The sequence below is a fragment of the Stenotrophomonas sp. B1-1 genome (assembly GCF_010894375.1).
Lineage (GTDB): Bacteria > Pseudomonadota > Gammaproteobacteria > Xanthomonadales > Xanthomonadaceae > Stenotrophomonas.
Map to the genome: position 1 here is coordinate 33110 of NZ_JAAIUZ010000027.1, position 14677 is coordinate 47786.

General features: G+C 68.2%; 14 protein-coding genes. 8 read left to right on the plus strand and 6 right to left on the minus strand.

What is annotated here, in order from left to right:
- Positions 1 to 11: 11 nt before the first annotated feature.
- Positions 12 to 920, plus strand: a complete 909-nt coding sequence (locus tag G4G00_RS18360; protein ID WP_108753640.1) for a phosphate/phosphite/phosphonate ABC transporter substrate-binding protein — start codon at positions 12 to 14, stop codon at positions 918 to 920.
- Positions 917 to 3043 (plus strand): EAL domain-containing protein, encoded by a 2127-nt coding sequence (locus tag G4G00_RS18365; protein ID WP_108753639.1) that lies wholly within the window; start codon positions 917 to 919, stop codon positions 3041 to 3043. Before G4G00_RS18360 ends, G4G00_RS18365 begins: the two co-directional genes overlap by 4 nt.
- Before the next feature lie 64 nt (positions 3044 to 3107).
- Here the strand turns inward: G4G00_RS18365 and epmB are convergent, their stop codons facing one another.
- Positions 3108 to 4148 (minus strand): EF-P beta-lysylation protein EpmB, encoded by a 1041-nt coding sequence (gene epmB / locus G4G00_RS18370; RefSeq protein ID WP_108753638.1) that lies wholly within the window; start codon positions 4146 to 4148, stop codon positions 3108 to 3110.
- Between the two features lie 98 nt (positions 4149 to 4246).
- Here epmB and efp point away from each other — a divergent pair, with 98 nt between their 5' ends.
- The 5 genes from efp to G4G00_RS18395 all read left to right on the plus strand — a co-directional run bounded on the left by efp (position 4247) and on the right by G4G00_RS18395 (position 8484).
- Positions 4247 to 4813, plus strand: coding sequence for an elongation factor P (gene efp / locus G4G00_RS18375; RefSeq protein ID WP_108750146.1), 567 nt, complete (start codon positions 4247 to 4249; stop codon positions 4811 to 4813).
- Positions 4814 to 4991: 178 nt separating this feature from the next.
- Entirely contained in the window at positions 4992 to 6335 is a 1344-nt protein-coding gene (locus G4G00_RS18380) for a TRZ/ATZ family hydrolase (RefSeq protein ID WP_108753637.1), read from the plus strand.
- A gap of 24 nt (positions 6336 to 6359) precedes the next feature.
- Positions 6360 to 7076, plus strand: a complete 717-nt coding sequence (gene ubiG, locus G4G00_RS18385) for a bifunctional 2-polyprenyl-6-hydroxyphenol methylase/3-demethylubiquinol 3-O-methyltransferase UbiG (protein WP_108753636.1) — start codon at positions 6360 to 6362, stop codon at positions 7074 to 7076.
- Complete coding sequence (locus G4G00_RS18390) at positions 7073 to 7768, plus strand: phosphoglycolate phosphatase (RefSeq protein ID WP_108753635.1); 696 nt, start codon at positions 7073 to 7075, stop codon at positions 7766 to 7768. The genes ubiG and G4G00_RS18390 overlap by 4 nt, the downstream gene beginning before the upstream one ends.
- Before the next feature lie 11 nt (positions 7769 to 7779).
- Positions 7780 to 8484 (plus strand): squalene/phytoene synthase family protein, encoded by a 705-nt coding sequence (locus G4G00_RS18395; RefSeq protein ID WP_108753634.1) that lies wholly within the window; start codon positions 7780 to 7782, stop codon positions 8482 to 8484.
- A gap of 362 nt (positions 8485 to 8846) precedes the next feature.
- Here the strand turns inward: G4G00_RS18395 and G4G00_RS18400 are convergent, their stop codons facing one another.
- The 3 genes from G4G00_RS18400 to yidD are packed head-to-tail and all read right to left on the minus strand — an operon-like array spanning position 8847 to position 11297.
- Complete coding sequence (locus tag G4G00_RS18400; protein WP_164275592.1) at positions 8847 to 9695, minus strand: M23 family metallopeptidase; 849 nt, start codon at positions 9693 to 9695, stop codon at positions 8847 to 8849.
- A complete protein-coding gene (locus G4G00_RS18405; RefSeq protein ID WP_108753632.1) occupies positions 9695 to 11041 on the minus strand; it encodes a dihydroorotase in 1347 nt (448 codons plus the stop codon). The genes G4G00_RS18400 and G4G00_RS18405 overlap by 1 nt, the downstream gene beginning before the upstream one ends.
- 1 nt (position 11042) lies before the next feature.
- Positions 11043 to 11297 (minus strand): membrane protein insertion efficiency factor YidD, encoded by a 255-nt coding sequence (gene yidD / locus G4G00_RS18410; RefSeq protein WP_108750139.1) that lies wholly within the window; start codon positions 11295 to 11297, stop codon positions 11043 to 11045.
- A 273-nt stretch (positions 11298 to 11570) separates the two neighbouring features.
- Between yidD and dksA the strand changes: the two genes are divergently transcribed.
- Positions 11571 to 12812 (plus strand): RNA polymerase-binding protein DksA, encoded by a 1242-nt coding sequence (gene dksA, locus G4G00_RS18415; RefSeq protein WP_164275595.1) that lies wholly within the window; start codon positions 11571 to 11573, stop codon positions 12810 to 12812.
- 162 nt (positions 12813 to 12974) lie between these two features.
- Here dksA and G4G00_RS18420 read toward each other — a convergent pair whose 3' ends face one another.
- On the minus strand, positions 12975 to 14222 hold the full coding sequence (locus G4G00_RS18420; RefSeq protein WP_108753630.1) for an MFS transporter: 1248 nt from the start codon (positions 14220 to 14222) through the stop codon (positions 12975 to 12977).
- Entirely contained in the window at positions 14219 to 14671 is a 453-nt protein-coding gene (locus tag G4G00_RS18425) for a SufE family protein (RefSeq protein WP_164275598.1), read from the minus strand. Before G4G00_RS18425 ends, G4G00_RS18420 begins: the two co-directional genes overlap by 4 nt.
- Between the last annotated feature and the right edge of the window lie 6 nt (positions 14672 to 14677).

Here is a 14677-nt window from a genome sequence, read left to right on the forward strand (position 1 = left end):
TGCGGAAGGCAATGCAGGGGGGACTGCTGAGCCTGGCCTGGGTGCTGCTGGCCGGGATGGCGCATGCTGCGCCGGCGCCCGACCCGGTGCTGGTGCTGGGGCGGATCAGCGACAACCCGAAGGCGCATTACGAACAGCTGCAACCGTTGCTGGACTACGTGGTGGCCCGCATGCACGACGTGGGCATCCGCGAAGGGCGCATCTTGATGGCGCGCGATCCGCAGCAGATGGCCAGCTATCTGCGCCGCGGTCGGGTCGACTGGGTCACGGAAACGGCCGGGACCGCGGTGGCGCTGGGCCTGCGCAGCGGTGCGCAACCGCTGCTGCTGACCGAGCGCAGCGGCGTGCGCGAGTACCACACGGTGTTCTTCGTGCGCCGCGACAGTGCGCTGCAGCGTGTGGAAGACCTGCGCGGGCATCGCCTGGCCCTGCAGAACACCGCGTCCACCAGCGCCTACCTGGTGCCGGTGATGACCCTGCTTGAGCGTGGCGTGACGCCGCAGATCCTGGCCGGTAACTGGGATGTGCCCGGCCCGGACGCGGTGGGCTATGTGTTTGCCCGCAGCGAACTGAACGTGGCCACCTTCGTGCACAAGGGGCTGGCCGACGGCGGTGCGGTCAGCAGCGTGGACTGGGATGATGAGGCGCGGGTGCCGGCAGCGTTCCGCCGCGATTTCCGCGTGCTGCTGCGCACCGAGCCTTACCCGCGCGCGGTGGAAGTGGTGCGTGGCGACCTGGACCCGCGGGTGCGCGAGCGGCTGCAGCAGGTGCTGCTGCAGGCGGCCTCCGATCCACGTGCGCAGGTGGCATTGCAGCGTTTTTTTGGTACATCCGGGTTCCACCGCGTCGATGCGCATGCGCAGCAGCGGCTGGACGAATTGAAACAAGGGTTGACGCGCGTGCGGATGGAAGTTGAATGAAATGGCTCGGCTCCGGGATGCAGGCCCGATTCCTGCTCGCCATGGGCGGGGCAATGCTGGTGGTGATCGCGATCCTGGCCGTGCTGCTGGGGCGCCAGGCATCGATGCAGAGCGAGGTGAAGAGCCTCAGCGGCGGGGTGATCCACGAGCTGTTCGATCGCAGCGTGCGCAGCCGCGGTGAGGCGCTGGCGCGTGAACTGTCCGATTCGCTGGCCAACCCGCTGTACTACAACGACCTGGACCAGGTCGGTGCGCTGGTGCGCGGTACGGCGCGGCAGCCGGTGGTGCGCTATGTGCTGGTATTCGACGAGCGCGGGCGCCTGGTGCACGACGGCTCGCTGGACGTGGCCGGCTTCGGCCGCGAAATGGACGACCCGCTGGCCCGTGGCGCGGTGAAGGCGCAGACCCTGGTGGTGCAGCAGTCGCCCACCGTGCTGGACAACGCCATGCCGATCACCGTGGGCAAGCAGCGTATCGGTGGCGTGCGCGTGGGCATGGCGCTGGACGAGGTGCATGAGCGCGAAGTGGCCGCCAACGCAACCCTGGGCCAACGCCTGCAGCAGGTCGGCAGCCGCCACCTGGGCTGGCTGCTGCTGATGCTGGGCCTGCTGGTGGTGATCGGGGTGGTGGTGATCATGTACGTGCAGCGCACGCTGGTCACGCCCATCCGCGAGCTGGCGGCGGCGGCACGCCGTATCGAAGCCGGCGATTACCAGGCGCCGCTGGCCGAGAATACCCGCGACGACGAGGTGGGTGAGCTGGTGCGTGGCTTCGCCCGCATGCGCGATGCGATTGCCCGCCATGACCGCGAAGTGCGGCACATGGCCTATACCGATGCGCTGACCGGGCTGACCAATCGGCTGGCCTTCCGCGAAGCGCTGGACCACCGCCTGATGGCGGCGCGCGCGTCCGGGCACCGCCTGGGGCTGCTGTTTGCCGACATCGATGACTTCAAGCGGGTGAACGACACCCTGGGCCATGAGGCCGGTGACGAGGCGCTGCTGCAGTTCGCCCAGCGCATTTCCAGCGCGGTGGCCGAAGCCGGCGGTGACGAAGCCTTGCTGGCGCGGTTCGGTGGCGACGAGTTCGTGATCCTGGTCGGCGACGGTGATGTGGCGGCCAATGCCCGCCTGCTGGCCGAAGTACTGGTGCGCGAGCTGGGCAAGCCGTTGGTGGTGCAGGGCCGCGAGCTGTTCCTGGGCACCTCCATCGGCGTGACCCTGTTCCCCGACGATGCCGCCGATGCCACCACGCTGCTGAAGAACGGCGACATCGCCATGTACCAGGCCAAGATGGCCGGCAAGAACTGCTTCCGGTACTACAGCCGGGCCATGGACCACGCGGTCGAACGCCGCGTGCACATGGAACAGGAACTGCGCGGCGCCTGGGAGCGCGGCGAACTGCGCCTGGCCTACCAGCCGATCTTCCGCATGCGCGACCGCCGCCTGGTGGGCGTGGAAGTGCTGCTGCGCTGGCAGCACCCCACGCTGGGCACCATTCCACCGTCGGTGTTCATTGAAGTGGCCGAGCAGAGCGGGCTGATCGAGATCATCGGGCCGAAGGTGCTGCGCGCCGCGTGCATGGAGGCCTCGCAGTGGCCGCGTGGCGCGGCCGGCGATGAGCTGTTCGTGTCGGTGAACGTGTCGCCGCGGCAGCTGCGCGGCGGTGAACTGCCCGCCCTGGTGGCGCAGTGCCTGCACGAATCCGGCCTGCCGGCATCACGCCTGCACCTGGAGCTGACCGAAACGGCGGTGATCGGCGATGAAATGGTTGCCGCACAGCTGCTGGACAAGCTGCACCGCACCGGGGTGAAGGTGTGGCTGGACGACTTCGGCACCGGCTTCTCCGGCCTCAGCCACCTGCGCCAGGTGCCGGTGGATGGCGTGAAGATCGACAAGAGCTTCGTGGCCGACATGCAGCGCGACCCGGATGACCTGGCCCTGACCACGGCCATCATTGCCATGGCCCATGCACTGGGCATCACCGTGGTGGCCGAGGGCATCGAGCAGGAAGCGCAGTTCGAGCTGCTGGCCCAGCGCGGCTGCGACCTGGGCCAGGGCTACCGCTTGAGCCACCCGGTGACCGCCACCGAAGTGGTGCGGATGATCGAATCGGGGCTTTGACAACCCGTTGTCCAAGGGTCAGATCCCTTTTCGCACGAAAAGGGCTCTGACCCCGGCCCCCGCCTTACACCGGGCGCTTGCTCGGGTCGCCCGGCAGTTCCCGCACCAGCTTCGGCACCAGGTAACCGGACAGCCGCGCGGTCAGGCCGGCCACCAGCGCCTTGGCCTGCACATCGTCCACTTCGAAGTGGGCCACGCCTTCCACCCGGTCCAGCTGGTGCAGGTAGTACGGCAGCACGCCGGCGGCGAAGCTGCGTTCGCTCAGGTCCTGCAGGGCCTGCACGCTGTCGTTCACCCCGCGCAGCAGCACCGCCTGGTTCAGCAGCTGCGCACCGGTGCCGCGCAGGCGCGCCATGGCGCCGTCGACGTTGGCATCGAACTCGTTGGCATGGTTGGCGTGAACCACAATCGCCAGCGGCCAGGGCAGGCTGCCCAGCCAGGCCAGCAGTTCATCGTCCACGCGTTCGGGCAGCACGATGGGCAGGCGGGTGTGGATGCGCAGGCGGCGCACGTGGGGAATCTGCCGCAGCGCGTCGGTCAGTTCCACCAGCTTGTGGGTGGCCAGCGACAGCGGGTCGCCGCCGGACAGGATCACCTCGTCGATGTCCGCATCGTCGGCAATGGCCTGCACCGCCTCCTGCCAGCCGCCCTTGGCGGCGTTTTCCGCGCCGTAGTCGAAGTGCCGGCGGAAGCAGTAGCGGCAGTTGATCGCGCAGCTGCCGGTGGCTACCAGCAGGGCGCGGCCACGGTACTTCTGGATGACCCCGGTGGCCTTCTTGGCCGCGCCATCGCCCACCGCATCGAAGCTGAACCCGGGGACCACCTGCATTTCCGCATCGATCGGCAGCACCTGGCGCAGCAGCGGGTCGCTGGCATCGCCGTGGCGCATGCGGGCGACGAACCCCTGCGGCACGCGCAGCGCGAACTGCGCCATGGCCGCTTCGGAAACCCCCAGCGCGGCCGGGTCCAGGCCCAGCTGGGCCAGCAGCTGCTGCGGGTCACGCAGTGCCTGCCGCCAGAGCTGCTGCCAGCGTGCGGGCGCGCCCGGAGACTGGGGCCGGGGGAAGGCGGAAAGCTGCATGGAGAGGGGGCCTGCGGTTATCATGGGGGCATAAATCAGTTGCCCACCGGGGTTCCGGTGGGCTTTCCATTCTATCCGGCTCGCCGCACCCGCGGCGGTTTTGCCATTTGAGGAGCTTGAGCATGGCCACTGTGGGCATGAATGACGTCAAGAACGGGATGAAGATCCTGGTCAACAACGAACCGGCGGTCATCACGGATACCGAGTATGTGAAGCCGGGCAAGGGCCAGGCCTTCACCCGCGTGAAGTACCGCTTCATCCGTTCGGGCCGCGTGGTGGAACTGACCATGAAGGCGACCGACGACCTGGAAGTGGCCGACGTTGTCGACACCGACATGAACTACATGTACAGCGATGGCGAGTACTGGCACTTCATGGACCCGGAAACCTTCGAGCAGGTGCAGGCCGACAAGGCCGGCATGGGCGGCGCCGAAAAGTGGCTGAAGGGCGAAGAAGCCTGCATCGTGACCCTGTTCAACGGCGCGCCGATCTTCGTGCAGCCGCCGAACTTCGTTGAACTGAAGATCACCGAAACCGATCCGGGCGTGCGTGGTGACACCTCGGGCGGCGGCGGCAAGCCGGCCACCCTGGAAACCGGTGCCGTGGTGCGCGTGCCGCTGTTCGTCAACCAGGATGAAATCATCAAGGTTGATACCCGCTCGGGCGAATACTCCTCGCGCGTCAAGTAATCCGGCGCAGCCGGATTACCTGCAGAGCCGAGCCATGCTCGGCTTTCCGGGCACCGCCCGGACCCGTTGCTGGCGCCCATGGCGCCGCAGCGGACAGCCGCCGGGCATGGCCCGGCGCTACCGCCTCCCGCCAGGCGCGCCCCTGCCATCACGTTCCCCCACAGCCAAGTGAGCCCGCATGAGCGATAGCCCGCACCTCCCCGAAGCCTGCGACCTGCTCATCGAAGCCGGTTATGTCGTTCCGATCGAGCCGCATGCGGTGGTGCTGGAAGACCATGCCGTGGCCGTGCGTGGCAGCGAAATCGTTGCCATCCTGCCGCGTGCCGAGGCCCGCGCGCGCTTCCGCGCCGCGCAGGTGGTCAGCCGTCCCGAGGCGGCGCTGATGCCGGGGCTGGTGAACGCGCATACGCACAACCCGATGACCCTGCTGCGCGGCGTGGCCGACGATCTGCCGTTGATGACCTGGCTGCAGCAGCACATCTGGCCGGTGGAAGCGGCGGTGATCGGGCCCGAATTCGTGGCCGACGGCACCACTCTGGCCATTGCCGAGATGCTGCGCGGTGGCACCACCTGTGCCAACGAAAACTATTTCTTCGGTGACGTGCAGGCCGCGGTCTACAAGAAGCACGGTTTCCGCGCGCTGGTCGGTGCGGTCATCATCGATTTTCCCACCGCCTGGGCCAAGACCGATGACGAGTACTTCGCCAAGGCCGGTGAGCTGCACGACCAGTGGCGCAGCGACCCGCTGATCGGCACCGCGTTCGCGCCGCATGCGCCGTACACGGTGAACGACGCCAATTTCGAGCGCGTGCGCATGCTGTCCGACCAGTTGGACATGCAGGTACACCTGCACACCCATGAAACCGCGCAGGAAATCACCGATTCGATCAAGCTGCACGGCCAGCGTCCGCTGGCGCGGCTGGATCGCCTGGGCCTGGTCAACGACCGCCTGATCGCGGTGCACATGACCCAGCTGACCGATGCTGAAATCCACCTGTGCGCCGAACGTGGTGTCAGCGTGGTGCACTGCCCGGAATCGAACCTGAAGCTGGCTTCCGGTTTCTGCCCGGCCTGCGCCCTGCAGCGCGCCGGGGTGAACCTGGCGATCGGCACCGACGGCTGCGCCAGCAACAACGACCTGGACATGTTCAGCGAGAACCGCACCGCGGCCATCCTGGCCAAGGCCGTGGCTGACGATGCCACCGCGCTGGATGCGGCCACCACGCTGCGCGCCTCGACCCTGGGCGGCGCACGCGCGCTGGGCTTCGGCGAGCGCATTGGTTCGATTGAAGTCGGCAAGCAGGCCGACCTGGTCTGCGTTGACCTGTCCGCGCTGGAAACCCAGCCGCTGCACAACGTGCTGTCGCAGCTGGTGTACGCCACCGGCCGCCAGCAGGTCAGCGACGTCTGGATTGCCGGCAAGCCCAAGCTGGTGCAGCGCGAGCTGGTCGGCATGGACCTGCCCGGCATCATCGCCAATGCGCGCCAGTGGCGCGAGCGCATCCGCCATATCCGCGCCTGACCGACGGCGCCGCAAGGATTTCCCATGACCGCCCCGCACGCATCCTCCAATTTCGATCAGGCCGAGCTGGACAAGTTCGCCGCGCTCGCCAACCGCTGGTGGGACGCTGACGGCCCGCAGAAGCCGCTGCACGCGCTCAATCCGGTGCGCCTGAAGTACGTGACCGACCGCGTGCCGCTGCGCGGTGCGCGTGTGCTGGACATCGGCTGCGGTGGCGGCCTGCTGAGCGAGGCGCTGGCCCAGGCCGGCGCTGACGTGACGGCCATCGACCTGGCCCCGGAACTGGTGAAGGTGGCCCGCCTGCACGCGCTGGAAAGCGGCGCGAAGGTGGACTACCGCGTGCAGGCCGCCGAGGACCTGGCCGCCGAACAGCCCGGCAGCTTCGATGTGGTCACCTGCATGGAAATGCTTGAGCACGTGCCGGACCCGGGGGCGATCATCGAAGCCTGCAAGCGCCTGCTGAAGCCGGGCGGCCACCTGTTCCTGTCCACCATCAACCGCACTGCCGCCGCGTTTGCGGTGGCCATTGTCGGCGCCGAGTACGTGGCACGGCTGCTGCCCAAGGGCACCCACCACTACCAGGAATTCATCAAGCCGGCCGAGCTGGCCCGCTGGCTGCGCGAGGCGGATGTGCAGCTGGTCGATGTCAGCGGCATGGCCTACGAGCCGTGGCGCAACCACGCCCGGCTGAGCAGCCGCACCGACATCAACTACCTGGCCTACGCGGTCAAGCCGGAATGAGCAGCGCGTCGTTCCCGCGCGCGGTGCTGTTCGACCTGGACGGCACGCTGCTGGACAGTGCGCCGGACTTCGTCGCCACCTGCGATGCGATGCTGGCCGAGCGCGGCCGCGCGCCGGTGGACCCGGCGCAGCTGCGCCCGGTGGTGTCCAAGGGGTCGCGCGCCATGGTCGGCGCCGCCTTCCCGGATCTGGACGACGCCGCGCGCGACGCATTGATTCCCGAGTTCCTGCAGCGCTATGAGGCGCTGATCGGCCGGCACGCGGTGCTGTTCGACGGCGTGGCCGGCATGCTGGCCGCGCTGGATGCGGCGGGCACGGTGTGGGGCATCGTCACCAACAAGCCGGAATACCTGGCGCGCCTGGTCCTGCCGCAGCAGGGCTGGCAGCAGCGCTGCGCGGTGCTGGTGGGTGGCGATACGCTGGCCGAACGCAAGCCGCACCCGCTGCCGCTGCTGCATGCCGCGCAGGCCATGGGCGTTGCCGCCGAAGACTGCGTGTACGTGGGCGACGACGAGCGCGACATCCTCGCCGCGCGTGCGGCTGCCATGCCGTCGGTGGCGGCGCTGTGGGGCTACCGCCTGCACAGCGACGATCCGCTGGCCTGGCAGGCCGACGTGCTGGTGGAAAACGCCGAACTTCTGCAACTGGCCAGTCTGTGGCCGACCCGGCCGGCAGCCCCGGCCCAGCCGTAAGGAACAACGTAGTGAGCAGTACCGCGCTGGAAAGCTTCCTCGACAAGTGGCGCAGCCGCTGGCCGGAATGGTCGGTGGCCGCACCGTTCGTGGCCGAGCCGCAACGTGACCTGGCCGTGGCGTGGTTCGCGCTGCTGCAGGAATTCGACGACATGCTCAACACCAGTGGCGATCCGCTGCCGGCCGACGCCAAGCTGGCGTGGTGGGGCGAAGAGCTGCGCAGCTGGGCCGGGCAGCGCTCGCGCCATCCGCTGGGGCGCCTGCTGGAGCCGGTGCGCGCGCCGTGGGCACAGTTGGCCGAGGCCCTGCCGGACCTGGTCGAGGCACGCACGGTCGCGCTGGACGCCGCCGGCGCCGAGCGCGCGCTGGCCCAGTACGCTGAGGCCGTGGCGGCGGTGGAGGCGGTGCTGTTCAACGACACCCCGCGCAAGGGCGCGGGCCGTGCCGTGCAGCTGCAGACCCTGGCCCAGCGCCTGCAAGACGCTGGCGTGGCCGGTGTGCCGCGCAGCCTGCTGGACGAGGACGCCAGCACGGCCAGCCAACGCTGGGCGCAGCATCTGCTGAAGGGGTGGGGCACCCGCGTGCCGGGCCCGCGTCCGCGCCGTATCTGGTCCAGCCTGGCCCGCGCCCGCGTGGCCGCGCAGGCCGCAGGCAAGCCGATCGAAGCCACCCCGGTACGCACGCTGCTGCGCGTGTGGTGGGCCGCACGCGGCTGATCGCTGCTGGTGGGTGCGGACCGTGGTCCGCACGCTCTACGGGATCGTGCCGACCAAGGTCGGCACCTACCAAATCGCATTGCGGTAGATCCACGCCATGTGTGGATGAATGCCGGGTCCGCGCGCGCTGCGGGCTCGTGCCCGATCGCTTCTGGTAGGTGCGGACCTTGGTCCGCACGCGCTACGGGATCGTGCCGACCAAATCGCATTGCGGTAGATCCACGCCATGCGTGGATGAATGCCCGGTCCGCACGCTCTGGGGATCGTGCCGACCAAGGTCGGCACCTACCAAGGCGCATTGCGCTCGCCGGGCATGGCCCGGCGCTACCGGATCATGACCCCACCCAAGCGCATTGCGCGCGCTATTTGCGTTCCAGCACCAGCAACGGGTCGATGCGGGTATCGAACCAGTTCATGCCCCAGTGCAGGTGCGGGCCGGTGGCGCGGCCGGTGGCGCCGACGGCGGCAATCACCTGGCCCTGCTCGACACGATCCCCCACCTTCACGTCGATGCGTGACAGGTGCAGGAAGTTCGAGCTGATGCCGTAGCCATGGTCGATCAGCAACGTGCCGCCGGTCAGGTACAGATCCGGGCCGGCGAAGGTGACCACGCCGGCGGCTGGCGCCTTCACCGGGGTGCCGGTGGGCACCGCGATATCCATGCCGGAATGGCCTGCGCCGGGCTGGCCGTTGTACACGCGTGCATTGCCGAAGCGGCCGCTGATGCGGCCCTGCACCGGCCAGATGAAGGTCTGGGTGAAGTCGGTGCGGTTGTCATCGCGGGCGCGCGCCGCGGTCACCTGCGCCTGTTCGCGCTTGATGCGCTCGGCAATCGCCGGCGGTGGATTCACCGTCTTCGGCGGCACGCCGTTCACGCGCTCGGTCGGCCAGTCGCGCGGGGTCACCGAAATCGTGGCCGTCTCGCTGCCGCCATCCGGGCGCTGCACCTGCACCTGCAGCGGGCCTTTCTCGTCGCGGCCGATGCCGAACACCACGCTGCCGTAGTTGCTTACGCGCAGGTCGCGGCCGGCGTAGCGCACGTGACTGCCGGCCGGCACCTTGCCGATCACCATGGCGCCCTGCGAGGCGCTGGGCGGGAACACCACGCGGCTGTCGATCAGGCTGCCGATGCCATCCTGCGCTTGTGCCGGCGGTGCGTTGAGCAGGGGCGCGGCCAACAGCAGCGCCCCGAACAGAAGTGCCGAACGCATCAGCGGTCGTAGGTCATGCGCTGGCCGGCCGGTTCGCCCACCAGCTTGCTGCCGTTCCACACCAGCTGGCCGTTCACCCAGGTCGAGGCCACGCGCGAGCGGAAGGTGGTGCCTTCAAACGGCGACCAGCCGCACTTGGACAGCACGTCCTCGCGCTTGACGGTGAACGGCACGTCTTCCACCAGCACCAGGTCGGCGAAGTAGCCTTCGCGCAGGAAGCCGCGCTCTTCCACGTCGAACAGCTGCGCCGGGGCATGGGCGAACTTCTGCACCACCTGCTCGCGGGTCAGCTTGCCTTCGTGCACGCGCTCCAGCGCGGCCACCAGGGCGTACTGCACCAGCGGCAGGCCCGACGGCGCCTGCGCATAGGGCTTCTGCTTCTCTTCCCAGGTATGCGGGGCGTGGTCGGTGGCCAGCACGTCCAGCACATCGTCAGCCAGCGCGGCGGTGATCGCCTCGCGGTCGGACACTTCCTTGATGGCCGGGTTGCACTTGATCAGGTTGCCCTTGGTCGCGTAATCGGGGCGCGCGAAGTGCAGGAAGTGCACGCAGGTTTCGGCGGTGATCTGCTTGCGGCTGCCGTCGGCGCGGATCAGCGGGCCCTTCTCGAACAGCGCCAGTTCGTCGGCAGTGGAAATGTGCAGCACGTGCAGGCGGGTGCCGTGCTTGCGCGCCAGCGACATGGCCAGGCGGGTGGACTTGATGCAGGCCTCGCGCGAACGGATGTCCGGGTGCATGTCCGGGGTCAGCGCATCGCCGTACTTTTCCTGGAATGCCTTCAGGTTGGCATCGATCATCGGCGTGTCTTCGCAGTGCGTGATGATCGGGGTCGGGCATTCGCGGAAGATCGCATCCAGCGTGTCCGGGTCATCCACCAGCATGTTGCCGGTGGACGCGCCCATGAACACCTTCACGCCCGGGGCCTTCTTCGGGTCCAGTGCGCGGATCGCTTCCAGGTTGTCGTTGCTGGCGCCGTGGTAGAAGCCATAGTTGGCCCAGGCGCGGCCGCGGGCCAGTTCGTACTTGGCCTCCAGGATGGTCGAATCCAGCGTGGGCGGGTTGGTGTTGGGCATGTCCATGAAGCTGGTCAGGCCGCCGGCCACGGCCGCCGCCGATTCGCTGGCGATGTCGCCCTTGTGGGTCAGGCCCGGTTCGCGGAAATGCACCTGGTCGTCGATCATGCCGGGCAGCAGCCAGCGCCCCGCCGCGTCCACCACCTGTTCGCCGTCGCGCGGGGTCAGCCCGCTGCCGATCTGCGCGATGCGGCCGTTCTCGATGCGCAGGTCGCCGTCGAAGGTGCGGCCTTCGTTGACCATGCGGGCATTGGTGATGAGGGTGGAGGACATGTCAGTGTTTTCCTGTGCAACGGCAAGAAGGGGCGTGGGAAGACTCGGGCACTGGATCGAAGCCGCCGGGATGGAAGGGGTGGCAGCGGCCCAGCCGGCGCGCGGCCAGCCAGCTGCCGCGCAGCGGGCCGTGGCGGCCGATGGCCTCCATCGCGTATTCAGAACAACTGGGCACGAAACGGCAGCGCGGCCCCAACAGGGGGCTGATGAAGCGCTTGTAGAAGCGCAGCAGGGCGATGAGCAGGCGCGAGATCACCCAGTCATCTTATGCCAGTTGGCATGAAGGCCGCATTTGTGCAGGATGGGCCGTTGGTCGCATGTCGCCGATGGCCTGCGACCGGTGCTGGCACCCTTGCAGGTGCCGGCCAGGTTCCGCACCGCGCAGGGCGGCCAGGTTGTTCGGACCGCCACGTTGGGCCCGCTGGCTCCAGGACTGAATGGAGCAGGCCCCCAAGGTTGCTGCTGCCGGTCGGGTAGGCTATAAAGGCCCGCTTTCCCGGGCCCCGGGGAATCCAAGGAAGAGCGTTTCGTGGCTGCTAAAAAAACTGCAAAGAAGGCCGTCAAGGCCGCCAAGAAAACCGCCAAGCCTGTTGTGAAGAAGTTGGCGGCCAAGCCCGTTGCCCCGAAGTCGGCCAGCAAGCCGGCAGCGAAGGCGGCGTCATCGCAACCGGCGGCCAGGAAGGCCACCGCAAAGAAGACCCCGGCCAAGGCCGCCAAACCCGCCGTGGCCAAGAAGGCAGCGCCGGTGAAGGCCAAGCCTGCGGCCGCGGCGAAGAAGGCCCCGGTGGCGAAGAAGACCGCTGCCAAGACTGCTCCGGTGAAGAAGGCTGCCGCCAAGCCGGCGCCCAAACCGGTTGCCAGGAAGGCCGCGCCCAAGCCGGCACCGAAGCCGGTGGCCAGCAAGGGGGCTGCCAAGCCCGTCGCGAAAAAGGCGGCTGCCGCTAAACCGGCGCCCGCACCTGCCGTTGTAAAGAAGGCCGCAAAGAATGTTGCCAAGCCGGCTGCAAAGCCGGCCCCGGCCCCCGTAGTGAAGTCCGCACCGAAGCCTGCCGCAAAGCCTGCTCCGGCCAAGCCTGTCCCGGCCAAGACCGCCCCCGTGGTTGCTGCCCCTCCGGCCCCCAAGCCGGCCGCGGCCGCCGCCTCGGTTGCATCGAAGGCCCCGCAATCCAAGAATCCCGTGCCCGTTTCGAAATCGCCTGCCAAGACCGCCGTGAAATCCGCCGTGAATCCTGATACCGCTCCGAAGACCGTGTCGCGCCCCGTCGGCAAGGTTGCCGTGGCTGTGACCGCCCGTTCGGCGGCGCCGGCCCCGCGCAGCAAGTACAAGGTCATCGAATACAAGACCGACGAGGCCACTGGCCGCCCGATCCTGCCGGCTGGCTACAAGCCGTCCTCGGAAGAGGAATACATGAGCTCGCTGCAGCAGGAATACTTCCGTCAGCGCCTGCAGAACTGGCGTGGTGACCTGGTGGAAGAATCCAAGCAGACCATCGAGAACCTGCGCGAGGAAGTGCGTGACATCGGCGACGAAGCCGAGCGTGCGACCCGCGAGACCGAGAACTCGCTGGAACTGCGTACCCGTGACCGCTACCGCAAGCTGATCGGCAAGATCGACAGCACCCTCAAGCGCCTGGAAGCAGGTGACTACGGCTACTGCGTGGACACTGGTGAAGAAATCGGCCTGGAGCGCCTGGAAGCGCGCCTGACCGCCGAGCGCACCATCGACGCCCAGGAGCGTTGGGAGCACCTGCAGAAGCAGCAGGGCGACTGATTCCAGAGCGTTGTGTGGTCATGCGAAAAACCCGGCCTTGGCCGGGTTTTTTGTTTGTAGCGTCGAGCCATGCTCGACTGCCTGGCTCTTGTAGAGTCGAGCCATGCTCGACTGGCGCTTCTGAAGAGCAGTCGAGCATGGCTCGACTCTACAACGGCGAGCTTATTGCAGGTCGCGCAGATTCAATTTCCGCAGCGTCGGGTTCTTCCAGGCGGTAATGCCGGCCACGCCCAGCACCGCGCAGCCGCCCAGCACCACCGCCGGCACCAGGCCCAGCAGCTTGGCCATCGTGCCGGCGTAGAACGCGCCCAGTTCGTTGGACGAGCTGATGAAGATGCCGTTGATGGAAGACACGCGCCCGCGCATTTCCTCGGGCGTGGCCAGCTGCAGGATGGTCGAGCGCACCACCACGGACACGCCATCGAACGCCCCGTAGAACAGCAGGATCAGCGCCGACAGCCAGAAGTGCTGGGACAGGCCGAAGCTGACCACGCACAGGCCGAACCCGGCCACGGCGAACAGCAGCACGCGCCCGGCGTTCTTCTGCAGCGGGTGGCGGGCCAGCCACAGGCCGACCGCGATCGAACCCAGTGCCGGTGCCGCGCGCAGGATACCCAGCCCTTCCGGGCCATGGTGCAGGATCTCCTGCAGAAAGGCCGGCAGCATCGCCACCACGCCGCCCAGCAGCACCGAGAACATGTCCAGCGCCATCGCGCCGACCATGATGCGGTTGCCGACCACGAAGCGGGCGCCTTCGGCGATGCTCTTGAAGATCGGCGCAGCCGGGCCGTCATGCACCGGCTCGCTCACTTTCAGTGTGGCCAGGCAGCCCAGCGCGACCAGTGCGAAGCCGGTGGCCACCGCGTAGGACAGGCCCTTGCCGCCCCAGCCGACCAGGATGCCGCCCAGCGCCGGGCCCACCACCATGCCCGACTGGAACACCACGCTGCCCAGCCCGGCGCCGCGCGCGAACTGCTCACGGGCCAGCACGCGGGCGAACAGGGCGTTGTAGATGGGCGACAGGAAGGCACGCACCATGCCGGTCAGGGCGATGGCCGCATAGATCGGCCAGACCCCGTGGAACGGCAACCAGCCCTTTGCCACGCAGGTCAGCACGATGGCCGTGGCCACCAGCCCGGCGCAGGCAACCATGCCCAGCCGGCGCCGCGGCAGGTGGTCCACCAGGTAGCCGGCAAACGGCGCCACGCAGAAGAACGGCAGCACCTCGGCCAGGCCGACCAGGCCCAGCGAGAACGGATTGCGGGTGACTTCGTAGATGTGCCAGCCGACGGTGACGGCCACCACCTGGTAGGACAGCATGGCGAAGATGCGGTAGGCCAGCAGCTTGGCAAAGCCGGGCCGGCCCAGCAGGGCCAGCGCGCCTTCCTCTCCAGTGGCGGCGGCGGTCACGGCTGTTCGCGCTGCAGCTGGGCCTGCGCGGTCTCGCGGATGAAGGCCAGCATCGCGGCCACGCCGTTGCTGCGGGTGGGCGAGAGGTGGCGGGCCAGGCCGATGTCCTGGATGTAGCTGGGTTCGGTGGCCACGATTTCCTGGGCCGAGCGGCCCGAGTACACGCGCAGGGCCAGGAAGATCAGGCCCGAGACGATGGCCGAATCGCTGATGGCGTGGAAGCGCAGCGACTGCGCGTTGCCTTCCGGCACGATCCACACCATCGACTGGCAGCCCAGCAGGCGGTGCTCTTCGGTCTTCCACTCTTCCGGGAAGGTCGGCAGCTTGCGGCCCAGGTCGATCAGGTACTGGTAGCGTTCGGACCAGTCACCGAAGAAGGCGAATTCTTCGGCAATGGCGCTCTGCGCCTCGGCGGCGGTGGGTTCAAGCGGGAACGGGGAGTCGGTCACAACGGT